General features: G+C 37.2%; 23 protein-coding genes. 10 read left to right on the top strand and 13 right to left on the bottom strand.

Features of this window, described 5'->3' with window-relative positions; genetic code table 11:
• Window positions 1-621 precede the first annotated feature (621 nt).
• The 3 genes from aroQ to accC are packed head-to-tail and all read left to right on the top strand — an operon-like array spanning window position 622 to window position 2,888.
• Window positions 622-1,077, top strand: a complete 456-nt coding sequence (aroQ, locus tag FTT92_RS14965) for a type II 3-dehydroquinate dehydratase (protein ID WP_078190789.1) — start codon at window positions 622-624, stop codon at window positions 1,075-1,077.
• 15 nt (window positions 1,078-1,092) lie between these two features.
• A complete protein-coding gene (gene accB / locus FTT92_RS14970; RefSeq protein WP_078190790.1) occupies window positions 1,093-1,509 on the top strand; it encodes an acetyl-CoA carboxylase biotin carboxyl carrier protein in 417 nt (138 codons plus the stop codon).
• A gap of 17 nt (window positions 1,510-1,526) precedes the next feature.
• On the top strand, window positions 1,527-2,888 hold the full coding sequence (accC, locus tag FTT92_RS14975) for an acetyl-CoA carboxylase biotin carboxylase subunit (protein ID WP_180005521.1): 1,362 nt from the start codon (window positions 1,527-1,529) through the stop codon (window positions 2,886-2,888).
• Between the two features lie 71 nt (window positions 2,889-2,959).
• Here accC and FTT92_RS14980 read toward each other — a convergent pair whose 3' ends face one another.
• Window positions 2,960-3,442, bottom strand: coding sequence for a hypothetical protein (locus tag FTT92_RS14980; RefSeq protein WP_180172501.1), 483 nt, complete (start codon window positions 3,440-3,442; stop codon window positions 2,960-2,962).
• Between the two features lie 299 nt (window positions 3,443-3,741).
• On the opposite strand from FTT92_RS14980, the gene FTT92_RS14985 reads away from it, so the two are divergent.
• Window positions 3,742-5,124, top strand: coding sequence for a sensor domain-containing diguanylate cyclase (locus FTT92_RS14985; RefSeq protein ID WP_257231754.1), 1,383 nt, complete (start codon window positions 3,742-3,744; stop codon window positions 5,122-5,124).
• A gap of 24 nt (window positions 5,125-5,148) precedes the next feature.
• On the opposite strand, the gene FTT92_RS14990 is transcribed toward FTT92_RS14985, so the two are convergent.
• Window positions 5,149-6,309, bottom strand: coding sequence for an MFS transporter (locus FTT92_RS14990; RefSeq protein ID WP_180172503.1), 1,161 nt, complete (start codon window positions 6,307-6,309; stop codon window positions 5,149-5,151).
• Window positions 6,310-6,536: 227 nt separating this feature from the next.
• Window positions 6,537-7,334: a BRO family protein gene (locus tag FTT92_RS14995; protein ID WP_180172504.1), complete on the bottom strand. Its 798-nt coding sequence runs from the start codon at window positions 7,332-7,334 to the stop codon at window positions 6,537-6,539.
• A gap of 170 nt (window positions 7,335-7,504) precedes the next feature.
• Between FTT92_RS14995 and FTT92_RS15000 the strand changes: the two genes are divergently transcribed.
• The 3 genes from FTT92_RS15000 (at window position 7,505) to FTT92_RS15010 (ending at window position 9,693) form a co-directional block, all read left to right on the top strand.
• Window positions 7,505-7,954 carry an Arc family DNA-binding protein gene (locus tag FTT92_RS15000; RefSeq protein ID WP_180172505.1) on the top strand — a complete coding sequence of 150 codons (450 nt, stop codon included), beginning with the start codon at window positions 7,505-7,507 and terminating at the stop codon, window positions 7,952-7,954.
• Window positions 7,955-8,077: 123 nt separating this feature from the next.
• Entirely contained in the window at window positions 8,078-8,755 is a 678-nt protein-coding gene (locus FTT92_RS15005) for a hypothetical protein (RefSeq protein ID WP_180172506.1), read from the top strand.
• A 2-nt stretch (window positions 8,756-8,757) separates the two neighbouring features.
• Entirely contained in the window at window positions 8,758-9,693 is a 936-nt protein-coding gene (locus tag FTT92_RS15010; RefSeq protein WP_180172507.1) for a hypothetical protein, read from the top strand.
• Window positions 9,694-9,756: 63 nt separating this feature from the next.
• Here FTT92_RS15010 and FTT92_RS15015 read toward each other — a convergent pair whose 3' ends face one another.
• Complete coding sequence (locus FTT92_RS15015; protein ID WP_180172508.1) at window positions 9,757-10,416, bottom strand: hypothetical protein; 660 nt, start codon at window positions 10,414-10,416, stop codon at window positions 9,757-9,759.
• A gap of 356 nt (window positions 10,417-10,772) precedes the next feature.
• Here FTT92_RS15015 and FTT92_RS15020 point away from each other — a divergent pair, with 356 nt between their 5' ends.
• A complete protein-coding gene (locus FTT92_RS15020) occupies window positions 10,773-11,420 on the top strand; it encodes a hypothetical protein (protein ID WP_180009666.1) in 648 nt (215 codons plus the stop codon).
• On the top strand, window positions 11,389-11,874 hold the full coding sequence (locus FTT92_RS15025) for a hypothetical protein (RefSeq protein WP_180009667.1): 486 nt from the start codon (window positions 11,389-11,391) through the stop codon (window positions 11,872-11,874). The genes FTT92_RS15020 and FTT92_RS15025 overlap by 32 nt, the downstream gene beginning before the upstream one ends.
• 63 nt (window positions 11,875-11,937) lie before the next feature.
• Here FTT92_RS15025 and FTT92_RS15030 read toward each other — a convergent pair whose 3' ends face one another.
• Window positions 11,938-12,135 carry a hypothetical protein gene (locus FTT92_RS15030; protein ID WP_180172509.1) on the bottom strand — a complete coding sequence of 66 codons (198 nt, stop codon included), beginning with the start codon at window positions 12,133-12,135 and terminating at the stop codon, window positions 11,938-11,940.
• A gap of 329 nt (window positions 12,136-12,464) precedes the next feature.
• Between FTT92_RS15030 and FTT92_RS15035 the strand changes: the two genes are divergently transcribed.
• Window positions 12,465-12,698 carry a DUF2171 domain-containing protein gene (locus FTT92_RS15035; protein WP_180172510.1) on the top strand — a complete coding sequence of 78 codons (234 nt, stop codon included), beginning with the start codon at window positions 12,465-12,467 and terminating at the stop codon, window positions 12,696-12,698.
• Window positions 12,699-12,985: 287 nt separating this feature from the next.
• Here FTT92_RS15035 and FTT92_RS15040 read toward each other — a convergent pair whose 3' ends face one another.
• The 8 genes from FTT92_RS15040 to FTT92_RS15075 all read right to left on the bottom strand — a co-directional run bounded on the left by FTT92_RS15040 (window position 12,986) and on the right by FTT92_RS15075 (window position 17,771).
• The gene (locus tag FTT92_RS15040) at window positions 12,986-13,570 is read right to left on the bottom strand and encodes an N-acetylmuramidase family protein (protein ID WP_180172511.1); all 585 of its coding nucleotides are present in this window, start codon (window positions 13,568-13,570) and stop codon (window positions 12,986-12,988) included.
• 80 nt (window positions 13,571-13,650) lie between these two features.
• Window positions 13,651-13,791 (bottom strand): hypothetical protein, encoded by a 141-nt coding sequence (locus FTT92_RS15045; protein ID WP_180115682.1) that lies wholly within the window; start codon window positions 13,789-13,791, stop codon window positions 13,651-13,653.
• Window positions 13,792-13,993: 202 nt separating this feature from the next.
• Window positions 13,994-14,170, bottom strand: a complete 177-nt coding sequence (locus FTT92_RS15050; RefSeq protein WP_171263627.1) for a hypothetical protein — start codon at window positions 14,168-14,170, stop codon at window positions 13,994-13,996.
• An 88-nt stretch (window positions 14,171-14,258) separates the two neighbouring features.
• Window positions 14,259-14,645: a hypothetical protein gene (locus tag FTT92_RS15055; RefSeq protein WP_078190808.1), complete on the bottom strand. Its 387-nt coding sequence runs from the start codon at window positions 14,643-14,645 to the stop codon at window positions 14,259-14,261.
• 59 nt (window positions 14,646-14,704) lie between these two features.
• The gene (locus tag FTT92_RS15060) at window positions 14,705-14,938 is read right to left on the bottom strand and encodes a hypothetical protein (RefSeq protein ID WP_180172512.1); all 234 of its coding nucleotides are present in this window, start codon (window positions 14,936-14,938) and stop codon (window positions 14,705-14,707) included.
• Window positions 14,931-17,018, bottom strand: coding sequence for a hypothetical protein (locus FTT92_RS15065; RefSeq protein ID WP_180172513.1), 2,088 nt, complete (start codon window positions 17,016-17,018; stop codon window positions 14,931-14,933). The genes FTT92_RS15060 and FTT92_RS15065 overlap by 8 nt, the downstream gene beginning before the upstream one ends.
• Window positions 17,019-17,034: 16 nt before the next feature.
• Window positions 17,035-17,421 carry a hypothetical protein gene (locus FTT92_RS15070; RefSeq protein WP_180172514.1) on the bottom strand — a complete coding sequence of 129 codons (387 nt, stop codon included), beginning with the start codon at window positions 17,419-17,421 and terminating at the stop codon, window positions 17,035-17,037.
• A complete protein-coding gene (locus tag FTT92_RS15075) occupies window positions 17,418-17,771 on the bottom strand; it encodes a carboxypeptidase regulatory-like domain-containing protein (RefSeq protein ID WP_180172515.1) in 354 nt (117 codons plus the stop codon). Before FTT92_RS15075 ends, FTT92_RS15070 begins: the two co-directional genes overlap by 4 nt.
• Window positions 17,772-17,782: the final 11 nt, after the last annotated feature.

Genomic DNA, 17,782 nt, shown 5'->3' on the forward strand with positions numbered 1-17,782 from the left:
TAATTCGCTAAGGCAAACAAAATATCTAGCTTGAGCCCTATCACCTATGAAAAACATTTCATTGGCCTAGAAATATGCTTTATAAACCATAAAAAAAGTAACTATCTTTTAATTTTTATATACTTAGCACACAAAGCTGCTTTATTCTTTCAAATAACTCGATTGAAAACTGAGAACAATTTAGATTCCTTTACGCGTGAAATAAGTTAAACCTTAGAATTTTTTAAGTCGCTGTATAAATACCATCTTTACGACTATGCATGCGTAGGCTGTTCAACTGACGATCTATAAGACAAATGTACAAGCCATCTCACCTTTCAAATCATTTGTACTGGTTATTGCTACACGAATGCACCACGATAAAGCAAGTTTACACAAAAGATATCAACAGTTTTAGCCAATTGGGTTTAAAATGATGTCCGACAATATAATGATAAAAATGTAATTTTTTAACATTGCCAATTCTCTGCAAAGTTCGCATTATATAGCACATTCTCGGCACATGCTTTTCACGTCAATTCAAAGAAATTATAAAAAAAATGTGGAATTTTATGCCATAATGAGCAAACTTTGCAGGTATCTTGCAAAGTAAATTTGCAACTTTTTATTGGAGCAGGCTGAATGAGCTCGACCATTTTGGTCATTCATGGACCGAATCTCAACTTACTGGGAAAACGTGAACCCGAAGTTTATGGCTATCTGACACTTGAAGATATCAACCAAAAACTGATTTCACAGGCTCAAAACGCTTCCATTTCTCTCGACACTTTCCAAAGTAATTGGGAAGGCGCTGTCGTCGACCGAATTCATCAAGCGCAACAAGAAGGCGTTCAATTTATCATTATTAACCCAGCAGCCCTAACACATACTTCGGTTGCTGTGCGTGATGCCCTTCTAGGTGTAGCCATTCCGTTTATCGAAGTACATCTATCAAATGTCCACGCTCGCGAAGCATTTAGACATCACTCCTATCTATCTGATAAAGCCGTTGGCGTTATTTGTGGTTTAGGTGCAAAAGGTTATGCCGCAGCACTAGACTTCGCCATCGAAAAAATTCAACCAACTTCTCAATCTTAATTAGGAATACTGTTCATGGATATCCGTAAAATCAAGAAACTCATCGATTTGATGATTGAATCTGACTTACAGGCGATTGAAGTTAAAGAAGGCGATCAATCGATTGCTCTAACTCGTCGCAATCCAGTAGTTGCTGCCGCCGCGCCTGCTATGGCTGCTCCTGCCGCTGCACCTGCTGCACCTCGTTCACCACGTGGTGCTGTTGAGCCGTCTCCTATGGTTGGTGTGTTCTATGCTGCGCCAAATCCAGGTGAAGCACCATTTGTGAAAGTTGGTCAAACTGTATCTGCTGGTGAAACACTCGGTATCATCGAAGCAATGAAAATCATGAACCCAATTGAAGCAACTCAAAGCGGTGTAATTGAAGAAATTTTGGTTAAAAATGGCGAAGTGATCCAATTCGGTCAACCATTATTCCGCTATCGCGCTTAAGACCACGGGGAATCACAATGTTGCAAAAAGTTTTAATTGCAAACCGTGGTGAGATTGCGCTCCGCATCACCCGCGCTTGCAAAACTTTAGGAATTAAAACCGTAGGGATTTATTCCGATGCCGACAAAGACCTAATGCACTTACGTTTCTGTGACGAAGCAGTGTGTATTGGACCAGGTGCCAGCAGCGAAAGTTATCTTAATATCCCTGCCATTATTACAGCGGCTGAAATCACCGGTGCAGATGCCATCCATCCAGGTTATGGTTTCTTATCTGAAAATGCTGAGTTTGCTGAAATTGTAGAAAACTCAGGTTTTATCTTTATCGGCCCGCGTCCTGAACACATTCGCTTAATGGGGAACAAAGTTTCTGCCATTATTGCGATGAAAAAAGCCGGCGTACCGACTGTTCCGGGTTGTGACCATGCTGTAACGATTCACAATGCATTGGCAGAAGCCAAAGAAATTGGCTTTCCATTGATTGTAAAAGCTGCCTCAGGTGGTGGTGGTCGTGGTATGCGTATCGTTGAACGTGTAGACACGCTACTCGAATCTGTACAAGCTGCTCAACGTGATGCGGAAATGTGGTTTGGTGACGACACCGTTTATATGGAACGTTTCCTTCAAAAGCCACGCCATGTCGAAGTGCAAGTTCTTGCAGATGGTAATGGCCATGCGATTCACCTTTATGATCGTGACTGTTCATTGCAACGTCGCCATCAAAAAGTGCTTGAAGAAGCGCCTGCACCAGGTTTACCTGAAGAAGCACGTGCGCATATTCTTGAAGCATGTGTAAATGCTTGTAAATTGATGCAATACCGTGGTGCTGGTACATTCGAGTTCTTATTTGAAGAAGGTGAATTCTTCTTTATTGAAATGAATACTCGTGTACAAGTAGAACATCCTGTTACTGAGCAAGTAACTGGTGTGGATATTATCGAGCAACAATTACGCATTGCTGCTGGCTTAGGTTTGGATCTTCAACAAGAAGATATTCAACTTAAAGGTCATGCGATTGAATGTCGTATTAATGCGGAAGATCCATCTACATTTATGCCTTCACCGGGCAAAATCGATCATTTCTATGCACCGGGTGGCGCAGGTATCCGACTAGATTCTCATATCTATCAAGGATATAGCATCCCACCATACTATGATTCAATGATTGCAAAACTCATTGCGCATGGTAAAGATCGTGAAACCTCTATTGCGCGCATGAAACAAGCTCTGGAAGAGATTATCTTAACTGGCGTGAAAACCAATATTCCGCTACATAAAGATTTGATTCTTCAAGATAAAAATTTCTGCGAACAAGCAATGGATATTCACTATCTTGAAAAGCATCTATTAAAGAAAGTCGAAGGACATGAAGAGAAATAAATCTTCAGTGTCAAAAAAACCACTCAAATGAGTGGTTTTTTTATTTTCATAAGAAAGATCTATAGTCATACTTAAGGTAAAACTCGACGCAATGTCGCAAAACACTGTTGACCCTGATCATTGGCACAGAAATTAATAACAGATGGACTTTTCCACTTTACAAAGTACTGTGAAATTTCGCCGGTTTGATCTTGAATATTGCCCGAACAATCCATCTGATTATTGTCATATTTCACTTGTAAAATCAGTGCTGGAATTTGCACATTCGGATCTTGCGCAGGTTGATAGTCATATACTCCAGATGACCACTCTTCACCGCTTTTGATCACAACATCATTATTGCTCTTAAAATTATAATATTCAACGCACTTTTTATTGGTCTGAATTTCCATACCCCATAAGCCGACCAATTCAGAACGTGTTGTCACCCTAAAGCTATTCACCGCTTCAACTTGATTTTTAGCCTCTGAATTTTGAGTTGTATTCTTATTATCTGCCGCCATCACCAACGATGAACTCAACATGAGTAAAACTGTAAGATATGCTATTTTCATACATTTAATCAGTCATATAAATCATGCTCTTAAAGTAACACATTTTTTTACAAATCTGCGGTTTATCACATTTTCATAACAATCATTTTTCCTCTTTATCCAGAAAATCAATCTTCGTTAACGAAACTAAAAATCAGCTAAATGCCAAACAAATCACACTATTTACAATAAAATAATATAAAATCTTTTTTATCGTTTAATATACGAAAAAAACAAATTCTCCCATATTTAACCTAGGCTTACATAAGCTAATGAAACTGCATTCGAATAGTCTTGCTCCGCTTAATGCACCCCACAGCATGGCTTTTGTAATAGTCGCTGCAGTTATTCTTTGCTGCTGCTTAATCGGTATTTTCACCCGCCCATTAAGCTATTTAGCGATTTTTTGGCCTGCGAATGCAGTATTGTTAGCATTATTCTTAAGGTTCCCTAAACTGAGTAATCTGGGAGGATGGTTAGGTGCATTTACCGGTTATATGCTCGCAGATTTAGTGACGGGCAATTATTTCCAACTCACTTTATTTCTCACTTTTTCAAATTTAACCAACAGCATTGTATCGCTATTTTTTATGCGATATTTTCAGGTGAACTATCAAAACTATAATAAAGGTTTCACCTTTCTGACCATGATTGTCATCATCGCCTGCGGTGGATGCCTTGCAGGTGCTCTTTTTGCTATTTTCACCGTGCCTTATATCCCCAACACGTTTATGTCGACCGATCGATTGTCGATTGATTTTGGTATGTGGTGGATTACCGAAATATTAAATGCGCTGATTATATTACCGCTTATTCTGTCTTTTCCTAAACTGGCCGATCTTAAACTTTATTTCAAAAATCGACGCCATCAAAGCTTACAGATCCATAAAATATTTCCGGCTATTGCAGTTATCTTCTGCGTCTTTTTAACAGCCGTTTCTACAGGTCCAGGGGCAATTCTCTACCCTTTAGCGGCTCTAATTTGGGCAGCATTAACCTATCGCTTATTTACCTTATCCCTAATTAATGCCGTGGTAATTTTAGCGACCTATTACAATTTAAATGCGTTCTACTTACACGATTCTTCGCTAGCCTATTTATCGACAGCAATTTCGGTCCGTATTGGCCTAGCCATGCTGATTCTATCGCCGTTGATTCTTTGTATTATTAGCCGAAATCGACACGAACTTTATAAAGAGGTTTTATACCTTGCAAATCATGATAGTTTGACTCATGCGATGAATCGTCGATATTTTTTCGAGCAAGGTGAACTTTACCTACAAAACCAAATTCAGCTTAACTTTTCCATTATCATGATGGATATTGATCATTTTAAAAAATTAAATGATCAATATGGGCATTATGTCGGTGACCAAGTTTTACAAGAATTTTCAAGTATTGTGCGTAAAAATTTACGTGAAACTGATTTATTTGCACGTATTGGTGGTGAGGAGTTTAGTATATTACTCACGAACATTGCAGCACCTGAAGCTCAAGGTATTGCTGAACGCATCCGAAAAGTCGTTGAAACTACACCTATCATCATTGATGAACAAAATACGATTTATATTACGGTGAGTATTGGTCTGATTCATCAGTCTTTGCCCAATGCTCCAAGTTTGCAAAGTATGATTAATCAAGCCGATCAGGCATTATATCAAGCTAAAGAACTCGGCCGTAATCAAGTGATTTTAGTCAATTGAGAATTATCAAAATACTGAATTGTTTTAAGTTGGCTTTTGGTTCGTTTTAGGCAAGCCCACGACCAAAAACATGGCAGGTATAACCGCCAGTCCTGCGATCATAAAAATAACGGGTCCCGAAAGCATGTCCCAATATCGACCTGCTAAAATACTGCCACTCGCAACACCTAAGCCCCACATGGTACTGTATAGCGCTTGACCACGCCCTTGTTGACTTGCGGTAAAATTTTGAAAAATGATTCGCATAGCGATTAAGTGGAATAATCCAAAACTAAAGGCATGAATCGTTTGCGCAGCAAATTGAGTGATAAACACCGTCGGATATAAGCCTACAATCAACCATCGCATCCCTGTTAGCCCCAAACAAATGAGCACTAAGTTACGCCAAGAATATCGATTAAAAAAGACATTGGCATAGGCAAACATAATGATTTCCGCAATGACTCCGACAGACCATAAAAAACCGATTTGGCTCGTCGAAAAATCAGCCTGCATAAGGTAATTGCTATAAAAACTATAAAACGGTGCATGCGAAAAGAGCAGAAAAAATTCAATGATAAAAAAACTCGCTACAACTGGTCGTTTTAAGATAGGCCAAAGTGGTTCAAGTTTTTTCTGTGAAGATGGTGCAGTAGCGGGCTCTTTAATCGTAAATGACCAAATAAATGCGAGAAATGCAATGCATAACAACATGATAGGCAGCATTGAAACAGGTATTATTTCTAGCAAAGCCCCAATTCCAAATACCCCAACAATGAAGCCAACTGATCCCCATTTTCTGACTTTTCCATAAAGTTCTGCACGCCGCTCAGCTAACCAAAATAAAGTTACTCCTTCAAACTGAGCCAATATAGCATTTTGAAAGAAACTAAAAACCAACATGAGTAATGCAACAGATTGAAAACTGTTGGGAATTATAAAAATCAGAAACCAAATACAGGCTTCCATCCATGTTGCGATTCGAACTAAAAGCATGCGCTTGCCGGATTTATCTGCAATCCAACCCCAAATAAACGGTGCAAAAAAACGTGTGACAATTGCAATCGAAGATAAAATACCTATTTCTTGATAATTAAACCCTTGATCCTCTAGATACAAACTCCAATACGGCATGAATGTACCCACTATTGAATAATAGAAAAAGTAGAATCCACCTAGTTTTGTTTGGATTGGAATTGATTGCATTTAGTTGTATTCACTTGTATTTTCAAACACTTAAAAATTTTAATGGTTGTATAAGATTGCAGTCATTTGGCTGTATTTGTAGCTCAACAGTCTACAAATCAGTCTACAAATTGCAAAAAAATATTTTTTTTGATTTTTTGTAGACTGCTTTAAAAACTCATTAATTTTCACTATTTTATCACTGTTTTTCGCATAAAAGAAAAACCGCCCGAAGGCGGTCTATTTTTTCACTTGAGCAATCTGTATCTTGCATGCGGTAGTGTCTGAAGTTCAAACATGTGGTCGTAATCATAATGTGGCATTTTGAATCCGCATTTTTTACTCACGTCTGAAATAGCACTGCTCATAGAGAACATATTGTCGTTGAGCATACTCACCAGTAATGGGTTTAGTTTGGCCAATGCTGGGCTATGTGTGTTCCACCATGCCTGAAAAAATCGAGCATGTACGCAGAGCATTTCTAGAGATTGTTTTTCATCTATATAAATACTGCCTTTTGACTTAACTTCTAGAGTTTCTAGGTAATTCACTGCATCTTGGAAATGAATGGCCAGCAGATCGCTATAACGTGTGATGCGAAAGTGTTTGTTATGACGCGACCACATTTCTGCATGAAGTCTACGTTCACCTTGGGCACGTCGGTCTACAATCTCCTTTAGTTCCGCTTGCTGCTCTGCATTGATTTTTACGCGAGTGTCGATTTGCTGTTGCAGTGATTCTTTGTCCAATACATCGAGTACCCATTTGCGGAATTCTTTAGCGACTGGTGTTTTGGAAAACATAGCGATCAAATGACAACCACGTAAAGAAAAAACCCGTACGGTCAAATTGACCGTCTGGGGATTATCAATAACCTTTGTCATATCGGAAGTAAATTCATCCGACTTACGATTATAAATTCGTGTGACAGAATCCCCATGTTTATAACCTAATGCAAAAGCTAATTCAGATGAAGTTATCCAAATTTGATTGTCCTTTTGCGGTACGGGATGAAATTGTATTGCATTAAATGTTAAACTATTCATATCAATTTTCTCAAAAGATTGGTAACTCGCCCCGCTTTCCGCCAAGATTGTTCGGGGCGTTTTTATACCCCTGCTGGGGATATAATTAATTTATTCTTATAACATACTCTTGTCAATCCCTGCTGGGGATACTATTATTTTAAAAATTGCTTAACTCTAGAGTTTGTAAAATGGGAAGAAATCTTGGTGTGGAATACAAAATGCGTATGTCCCAAGAGTTAAAAGATAAAATTGCTGAATCGGCTAAAGAGCTGAATCGCTCTATGAATGCGGATATTGTGGCGAGACTTGAAGAAAGTTTTGAAGGATCAGCAAGTAACACCAATTCCCAAGCTGATTTAAGAATTATTCCATTGCATGATGGGAAGAAGCGTGTGATTTACGGGAAACTACTGAATACACTAGATTTGGACTACACCCAATCACTGAGTGATTTGAAGGTTGATATTGAGCTTGCACTTGAAACTTTAAGCCGTTCATCCATCTGGAACGCTCTTCAATTTCTAACTAAAGATGTAATTGTCGCTCAAGGCAATAATCATCTAAACATTGTTGATAATGGTAAGAAAGGTTTAGGTTGGCTCGTGGTGGAAGATCACTATGTAGCTAACGATAAATAAATTTATAAAACTTAGTATTTTGGTCTTTATTAAGATTGAAATTCAATACCAAATCTAGTTAAAGTATCACATTCTCTTTTCTTACTACTAGTTTGTAAAAGTCTTTAAAGTATGGAACAAAAAATGACACCATCAGATCTGCAATTTGCCTTCTTTTTTGCAAATCCACCAGTTAACCTTAAATTTGATGAGTTTTCAGTTGATTTAAAAAGAAAATCAGTTTTCAAAAACAATAATTTAGATCTAAAAACTTTTATATTTCCAATACCGAATGATGTACCAGCAGAAATTCCGCGATGCCAAATTTCTTCATCAGACCAAACCTTCAACTTAACTATATCCGGTGCTAGATGTGATATTAATTTCAAATACGGTCATCAAGATTCAGTACAGGTATTCAACGATATATTAAAAACAACTATGGAGCTTTTTCAACATGAAAATGTTGAAATAAACCGTATTGGCTACGTAACAAGACATATAGTTAAGCATCCGAATCCAGATTCAATAATTAGAGAGAAATTTTTAAAATTTGATGAAACCAACTTGTGCGAACCTTTGATTCGTTTTGTTCTTAAAACCGAAATTAAGGAGGTAACATATAATGATGTTTATCAAATAGAAGTTGCTAAACAAAAAAACTTCAATACAGGAAATGAAGATAATATCATCTTGATTACTCAAGATTTCAACACTTTACCTGATGACATCAACATTATTACACTTAGTGATTTGAATACCTTTGTTCAAAGTATTCCTAATAAAAATATTCAAAATTATATTAAATTAATTAGTGAATAATAATGTCTGATAAAGAAATAAAAAAAAATCGAACTAAAAAATTAGAAGATGGAGAAGTTATCTATCCATCTTCTAAGTCTTCAATTACATCAATAGGCCCTAATGAAACAATCACTTTTTCAAGCCAACCTGTTGAAAAGTTGAATAATGAAATTAAATCTACCAAAACGATTGGACAACCTTCTATACATCAAACTATTTCTAATGTTAGTGTGCAAGGCTCTTTATCAACTGAGACGATTAAAAATAGTACAAAATCATCTACAGCTAATTCACCAAAAGACCCCAAAATACATTTTGGTTTTCAAAGCAATGAATTCGAAATATTAAAAAATTTAGAGTTAATTCTCGAAAATAAGGCTGATGGAATTGAAAAGGCCTTGCTCGCAAAACAAAGCACAGCACTCGAAGCACTTAATAGTTCTTTAGATAAGGCATTAAAAAATATTGATGACCATAAAGTTGAAACTAAAGATGAATTAAAAGAAACTCGCAATTCAGTTCTAGGAACTATTGCTTTATTCGCTGCTTTTTTTACATTTGTTTCAGTGAATGTTAATATTTTCACAAAAGCAGAAAATGTAATGCAATCTATTATTTTTATGCTGTCTTTTTGGTTGTGTATTATTGGTTTTATATCTTTATTTTTTCTTTTTCTAAATAAGAATAAAGATACTATTATTTATAAAACCGCTGAATTTATAACAACTGTAAGTTGTATCCTACTATCAGCGGGTCTAATGTTTTTACTGTTTAACAAATCTGATTCCGAATCTTATAAAAAAATTAATGATAAATTAGTTAAAATTCAAAAAGAAAATGATACTTTAAAGAAAGAAAATACAGAATTAAATGAGAAAATAAACAAAAATTTAAAAGCATTGGATGAACAAATCATTGAATTGCGAAAGAATCAATATCAATTGAATCAACAATAATTGGAGAAAAAAGTGCCATTAGGCGCTTTCTTCTACTAGTTTAGGAAGTATTGGAATTATAATCTATGCAACCTTATCTATTTCACCAATATCCTGTTCTTCAATATTCTCAACCCTAAAAGCGTATTTATTAAAGTCATTCATAAATATACTTGCATCAGCACACCTCTCAACATACTTAAGGCATAAAAATGCAACAGCCAAACAAATAGCATGCAATGCAACAATAATAAAAACACTTAAGAGCATTCCTTTATCGTAGTAGCCTATTATCCAATCTATATACTTCTGGGCTTTATAAAAAGGGATCAATCCTACAAAAGCAAAAGCGATATACCCTAAAAGTGCTAGCACAATCGTGTACCATTTAGCCCTAGTTTTAAACTCTATTAAAGTCCCGTCTTCATCTCTTTCACGTTTCAACCTATTCCTTACTTTTACGTATTCACCTACCCACAAATCTGCATTTTCATACTTGGTAAAGAATTTAGCCTCACTATATGTAAGAGCTTCATTGTTAAAAAGAGACTTAGCTAGCCTATCCTTATACAAAGTTGAACGCTTTTCTAATTCTGAGGATTCAAATTCATCTGCCAGCTTTAACGCTTCAACCTTACTTTCTTTGGAGTGCTTTAGGTGAGCTAATCTATTATTCAAAAATGCCAATATAATTGGCACAACGAGAACAGCCAATACCCCACAAATTTTTAATAATATTTCCATGACTATGTTATTTATTAAATAAATGTTTGATTTAGGACTATTTTAAAGTTTTGTCAACCAACTTTTAAGACTCAAACTAGGATTTGTCAACCAAACTGGGCTTTTTACAACATTCTAACTAGATTGATTGAGCAAACCGGCTGGAAATGTTTAGACCGCGACGGAGATGGCCAGGCCTGTGATTGCCTGCCGGGCGGAAATGGGAAGAAATGCCCGAAGAAGAAAAGATAAAATTGGACAATTATATTGATTATAATTTAATCCATTAGATTTAATTATTCCCTAATGTATTTCAGTCGAAATATATTTTAAGTAAATTATGCTTACCAAAAATTATGATTAAATTTGGATCAATAATGCATATTAAACCACTTTTACTTTTAGGCTTATTTGGTCTATTAACTGGGTGTCAAGTTGTAGAAACTGCTGATAATAAAAAGTCTGTTTCTATGTTACCGCTACATATTCCAAAGGAAGCACGCTACCTAAATACTGCTGCAAATGCACCTATTTCAGAAAAGCGAGAAGCTTATGCCAACCAACTCGTGAGCTCGGGCCAAAAATATGCCACGATCAAAACAATTCCTTATGAGTTTTTCCAAGGATCAGGTTCTTTAAGTGCGTACCCTTACACGGTTTACACTTTTGACCAGCAACGTGTGAAATTTGTAGAAAACTCACTACTCAGCCCATCAACCACACAAACAAGATTTGATCATTCGCAGGTGAAACTCAAACTACCTGTTGGTCAACACGATATTGTTTTCGTGAGTGGTATTGGAAATCATAGTTACTTTACTGAAATCAAAAACGTGACTTTAGAAGAAAATAAAGATTATGTTATTGGCGTAGATCGTAACCCAAATACTAAACCTCTAGTTTTCATTGCTGAATATGAAGTTGATTCTCGATTTAAAGCGACTGAGCCAGAATCTATTGTTATTACAAAACGTATTGTTGAGGGTGTTGAACATGCAAACCTTAAAAAAGTCAAAGTTTATTAAAACAGCTACTGGCTTAGGGCTACTAACTTCACTGTTATTGCTCCAAGGCTGTGTACGAATGATGCTACCAACCTCAGAAACTGAATTGGTAACAAAATCAATCAATGGTGGTGGTTCAGTAGAAGTTCCTTTGGACTATGTACAATCTTATGCAAACTTAAAGCAGGCATATGGAAAATGCGTGGAATACAGGACTTATAATGATTATTTGAAAGTTGAAGCTAACCTAGATCGTGAAAATAATATCGGGACTTTTTATGGCAGACCGCCATATGGGACTTATATTTTTAAGACTACAATTACGCCGATAGATTCAACTTCTTCTAAGCTTACAATCTATACAATACGTGGCAGTCTTCTGACAGACAATGCCAATCAAAATGTATTAAAAAAACGTTTAGAGCAGGATAAACTTCGTGCATTAGGTCAAGATCCAAAATGCAATAAAGGTTAATTTATACTTAAATCAAAAGAGTGCCATATGGCACTCTTTTTCCAAGGCTGATTAAAAATAAATTTATCTTGCTAATAATTGGCCAATTTCTAAATTTGAATATCCACGATCTTTTAATATTAAAACAATCGCTTGTTTATACATATCAGAATCAGAAGATTTATATTTATTAATAAGTTGCAGCTCTGAATTAAGCTGGAGATCATTTTTTATAGTCAATACTTCCGTAGAGACTTTGTTAAAAATCTTTAAATTAAACATACAGGCACTCGTTATCCGCGTTATAGCGGCCCGACTACAACAAATACCTGCCTTAATTTAACTAGACACCCTTGGCCGAAAGGATTGCAAATTAAGAAAATTTTTGCAAGTTTTCGTATTTCCAAGAGATAAAAAGTATCCAAAAACACTATGAATAGGTCGTAAAACGCTCAAATCAAAACTTATTTCTAAATAATACAATGTAATTTATCTGGCCAAGTACGTAAGAACATAAAGCCCTTTGTATCCCTTCTATTTCAAACCCTGATATCAGCGTCTATTTACGATAGGCTGAATGCTCACTCACATTGAAATAGGAAAATATTCTAATGACTACTGTTAATGTTGAAAATATTAAGAGCCATGCGGATGTAATTGCTTCATGTGGGACTAAAGTTGGTGAAGTAGACCACTTGCAAGGTTCAGATCAAATTAAACTGACTAAACATGGTGACGGCCACCACCACTTAATTCCAGTTTCATGGGTTGGTGAAATTACAGACAAGAAAATTGTACTGACTAAAGACTCTCAAGAAGTTAAAGATACTTGGGTTGAAGCTTAAAACCCCAATCCTAAAAAAACCCTCTTAGTGAGGGTTTTTTATATCTGCTGTAATAATCATTGGAGCATTTTAGTCTTTATCTAATGTATGAGGTGTTGTCGTCTCTTCATTTTCATTACTGTCTTTTTGCTGGCAACCTACCAGCCCCATTACTAGTACCACGCTTATAATTGCTAACGCTTTCATACTTAGGCCTATATATGTGTTAAAGCTCTACACTAACAAAGCACGGAAGTTACTGTGTAAATTTATGAAAATGATTCATTCAATTAATAATAGTAAAGCCCTCAATTGAGGGCTTTTTTATACGCGTTAGCTAACTTCACGTCATAACTATTGTTGGCATATGCAATACCGTTATAGCCACGCGCAAAGGCTTTCCAATCTTTATTTTTTAATGCATTTACCAGGCCATTCACTTGAATGTATCGACACATAGCATCAAGTTGCGAGGCTTCATCTTTATACATCGCATTTATAAATGCTTGTAGAGATGAATATCCTAAAGCCTTCCAGTGATAGCCCATGACCTGCCCAATTCCCCAACTCGCCGACTCTAAGGCTGAAGCCCGATGATATTGCGCAGCAGCATTTAAGCGACCATGTTGGGCTGAATACAAACCATAGCCACCTGTACTTTTACTGCATAGATCCGGACGCTTAACCATCATAAGATCCACTGTCTTTGCTTGACCATTGGCAATCAAGCGCTGCCGCATCACATGACGTTCAAATAGAATCACTGGTGTATTGTCGGCATTAAAGCCTGATCCTTTACATTCAACTTCTATCACAGCCCGTAATGCTGCAGTTTCTACCCCTAGCAACTTTGCTTGGTTTTCAATTTGTGCTGTTGTTAATTTTTTACTCATTTCACTTTCCTTAGGCATAAAAATAGCGCCTTATGGCGCATACACTGACAATAAAAAAACCGACCTTGTATTGGATCGGCTTAAGCTTTGATTGCTGATACCAATTCAGGGGATTTCCATGCCAGTATCATTAATATGATGATGAGTGTTACTTTCCAGAAACCATATTTATCCATGATTGCCTCTACAAATTTAATAATCACTGTTATACTTTCAGGCATACATCCTTTTCCTCTTTCCTCGCTCTGTGGATTGGGGAAAAACAAAACCCCGATGTTTGCCTCATCGGGGTTTTCTTTGGGTAGAAAAAAAGCGCCTTATGGCGCACAGACAATAAAAAACCCGACCATATATTCGGTCGGTATTATTTGAAAAAGTTAATGATCCAGATCACCACCTGCCATCTCTTTTTAAAAATATTCATCATCGCCCAACACCTAGTACATTAAAAAAATATGACAACGAATAGATAAATGGACTTGCTGCAATTAAAAGGATTGCCACCCCAACACAAAATCGCAACCAGCCTGACAAATAACCTTCCATTTCCATGCCCTCTTTTGGATGAATTTTAAATTTACCTTTGGTAAACTTGTTCATAGGTTCTCACTTATTTCTTATCAATTTGTGTGAAACAAAAAAGCCCATGACTGCGAATCACGGGCTTTTTACTTTTTAAATTTTTTGATTATTTTCTAAGATCATTTCTCGCATCTTTCAGCTCTTTCACAACTTCAATAATCGTCTTACCTTCTTGCTTGTTAATAAAATTAAAAGTCCAACGCACAATAGCCCACCCGGGTAAACCACAGATAAAGAAGAAACCGCCTAGGGCGATCATTCCCCATATATCAGTTACCCATTCATGTAAGCCCCATTTCACAATAATAAATGCGCCTCCAGTAAGACTAGAAACCACAGTGCAAATTAAGCCTACAGCCCATTCCTGTGGTGAGCGCGGTAAACGCATCATAATGACAACCGTTGCAACCAAACAGATGGCCAGTGTGACGGCAACTGCAGCACCGTAAAATTTTAAAAAAGCTGCGAAACCACTTGTAGAGACAGGCTCCATTAAATTCCCCTAATTTTTAGGCATAAAAAAGCACCTTTCGGTGCCATTGTTTAAATGATTCAGACTTCTATCTGACTGTGTTGACCACTTGGTGCTGGTCGTAAAATTTGTTGATTTGAAATGAATACACGTTGCCCTATGTTGTAGGCCGTCCCGCTTGTACAAAGCACTGGTCCTGATCCTCCATCCACTTGAACACGATACTCAGGATGACTTGCAGAAGTAATTATTCCAATTAATTCTGAATGAGTTGGATTCAGCAGTTTGCGAAGTTCAAATAAAGGATTACTCACGATGAATGCGCTCCACTTTGATGGATTCAATCACTTTGCCATGACTAAATGAACCACTTACAGAATCAACAACGCCCCACCACTGTCCGTGGAATGCCACGGTTTTACCTGGCAACATCTCACCAATTTCTTGAGAGACCGGTAAACCTGACAAGGTGTGAAATTCTTGAATATTGGCATTGATCAGTTCCATCTTGCCAAAGCTTGCCCCTGATACCACGTCAAACATTGGTCCTGTCACAGCTTCAAGAGGAATATCACCTGCAGTATCGCGCTGTTTCACAGTCAAACTGTTGCCACTTCGACTGTTCACAACATTAATCGCATTGTAGTCGGCGATGTAATCCTTGTTTTGTTCGATCGTCTGTTGAATCACGACGCTCTGTGGAATCAAGATATCGTAGTCATCCACAGTCATCGCATCCCAATAGCCTTTTTTATAGCGCGGTAAAATTGAAAGCGTATTGCCTGATTTTTGGCTATAGATGAAACCACCACCAGCTTCGACCACTTGTTTGATTGCGTCCATTGGCGCAAGTTCCGCATAGCTCAAACTCTCAGTTGCAATGATCCAACCAACATCATCAATCAGCTTCCAGTCCAATTCAGTACCGGATTGAGCTCGATCAATTTCTGCTTGGACGAGCTGTACAGACGTTCGCTCATTGTCTTGAATGAATGATCGTTTAGCTGCGTAATCCGCTGCATTGAGTGCTGTGATACTTCGACCATCATAGGTATATGACTTATTTGCAAACTTAATAGTTTCCGTTTCAGTCTCAAGTAGAACATGATGTTCAAAGCTATTGATCATCAACTTTAAAATTACCGGCTGATCATCAATTGGCTGTAGTTTTTCTTTCTCCGTATGTGCCACGGTAATTGAATATGACCAGCACCACGTACTACGGCTACAATTATAAGTGCCGTTAATGACTTTAATCGGTTCACCATTATCTAAGCGTTCTGCACTTAAATTATTCACGATATACCACCAGTTTTTATTCGGTAGTGCAGGAATACAGTCATCCGCACCAAAATTTAAAACAACATTGTGAGGATCAACGTCATGACAAAGACAGATGAAGTTAAGGTTCCCATCACCTACGTATTCAGGTAATACAGGCTTTGGCCAAGGTTTAACTGGATGCTTGCGATAATGAATGGATTTGGCTTTATCCCAAGGCAATTCAGACTTGGTGACTATCTCTAGGCCTATGTCCCATTCAAATGAAAAGCACCTTTCAAATTGCTTTGCGACTTCATGTGAATAGGTGAATTGCTTACGTCTGCGAATCATTTCTTGCCATTTTGATTCACGATTGTGACGTAGCTTGATCGTGTCTTGATGTACATAGCGTTGATGAATAAAGCGCTTGTCACCCTCCTCCCAAACCATGTAAGCATCAGAGCTCAGACCAGTTGCTTGCTCATGCAGCGACCTAACAACACGATTCAGCGATCCGGCCTGTTCAAACTCAACACTCACTTGGTTGGAGAGAACTAAACTCTGTTCATAAAAAAGAGTCTCATTTGAGACTCTTAAAACTGGTTTTGACCAAGGTATTGGTATAACAGAAAGACACGCTATTGTTTTTTCAAACTGAGAGCACAGGCTTAACGATACTCCTAAAATATGATTAATATCGAATAATGCTTCGATTTCAAATATGAAATTAGTGTCAAGAATTGCATCGACCGTGCATAGATTTTCAACAAAGAATGCATCTATTTCGAAGTCAAAACCAGTATCTAAGGCTGTATCAATCTGCCCAACAACATCAGTATTTTCACTAAATACCGCAATAGCATCAAAACCGAATTCAGTATCAAGCACTGTGTCTATGAATGCAGTATTGGCACCACTATCCGCATAGACTGCGGTGACTTCAAAGCCAAAATCAGTATCTAATACCGCATCAACCTCAGCTGAAACATCATCACCAAAATTAAGATTGGTTGAGCCATCGGCCAAGTGCTCAAAATTCAGGATGATATTGTGACTGTCAGTGTTATCAGATTTAAAGTTTAAGTTTAGATTGTGTGCATCAATGGTGCCGAGCTTATTTTTAAAATCCACATGAGCACCTTTTTCATTAAGGTCTGAGTTTTATCGAAGTGATGGACAGTGTGCCGCCAAGCACTAAATTTGTATTAGCTAACGATATGTCAATACCCACTGCAAGATCCGCAGCCACTTCACCCGCACCATTATAAATACGCGCCCAAGTTGCAGTGCCAGTCTTAATAACTGATCCTATATCAGTTGGGTGTAATTCAACATAAGTTGGCGTGGTTTCTTTAATGCAGGGTTTAGGAAAAACCAATGTCACTAAGGCATTGTTTGAATCAGCTGCAACTGATGTATTTGCAGGCTGCACACCTTCATAAAAAATAACGGTAGCACTCTGGCTACCACTATCCATAAAATTTGCAAAAGCCTGGATCATACTAAGCCGAGCATTGACTGATGTTTTACTCATTTTGCTATCACCTTATCTTGAATAACAGCGTTGTATTGATTGTTAGGATCAAAAGCCACAACAAAACACTCGAGCCCGACTGCTATATTTCTAAAAGCATATGTACCATCTGTTTTTGATTTGGTTTCCCAAAGCAATTCCCTTGTGGATCGCTTAAATACACAAACAGTGACAGTTGAGTAATTAGCCCCTACTTTTTTTGTTGTACCTTTGATTTGACCTAAACCTTGATTTGGATTTACTACTGTAATAATAGGGCGTTGCAGCTTTAGAATACTGTAGTTCATGCTATTGAGTTTTTGATGGTTTGGAATATAACCGCCAAAAAAAGTTCTAAAAATCTTAAGCAATTCTTACCTCC

This window comes from Acinetobacter sp. YH12023, from assembly GCF_013420135.1.
Lineage (GTDB): Bacteria > Pseudomonadota > Gammaproteobacteria > Pseudomonadales > Moraxellaceae > Acinetobacter > Acinetobacter amyesii.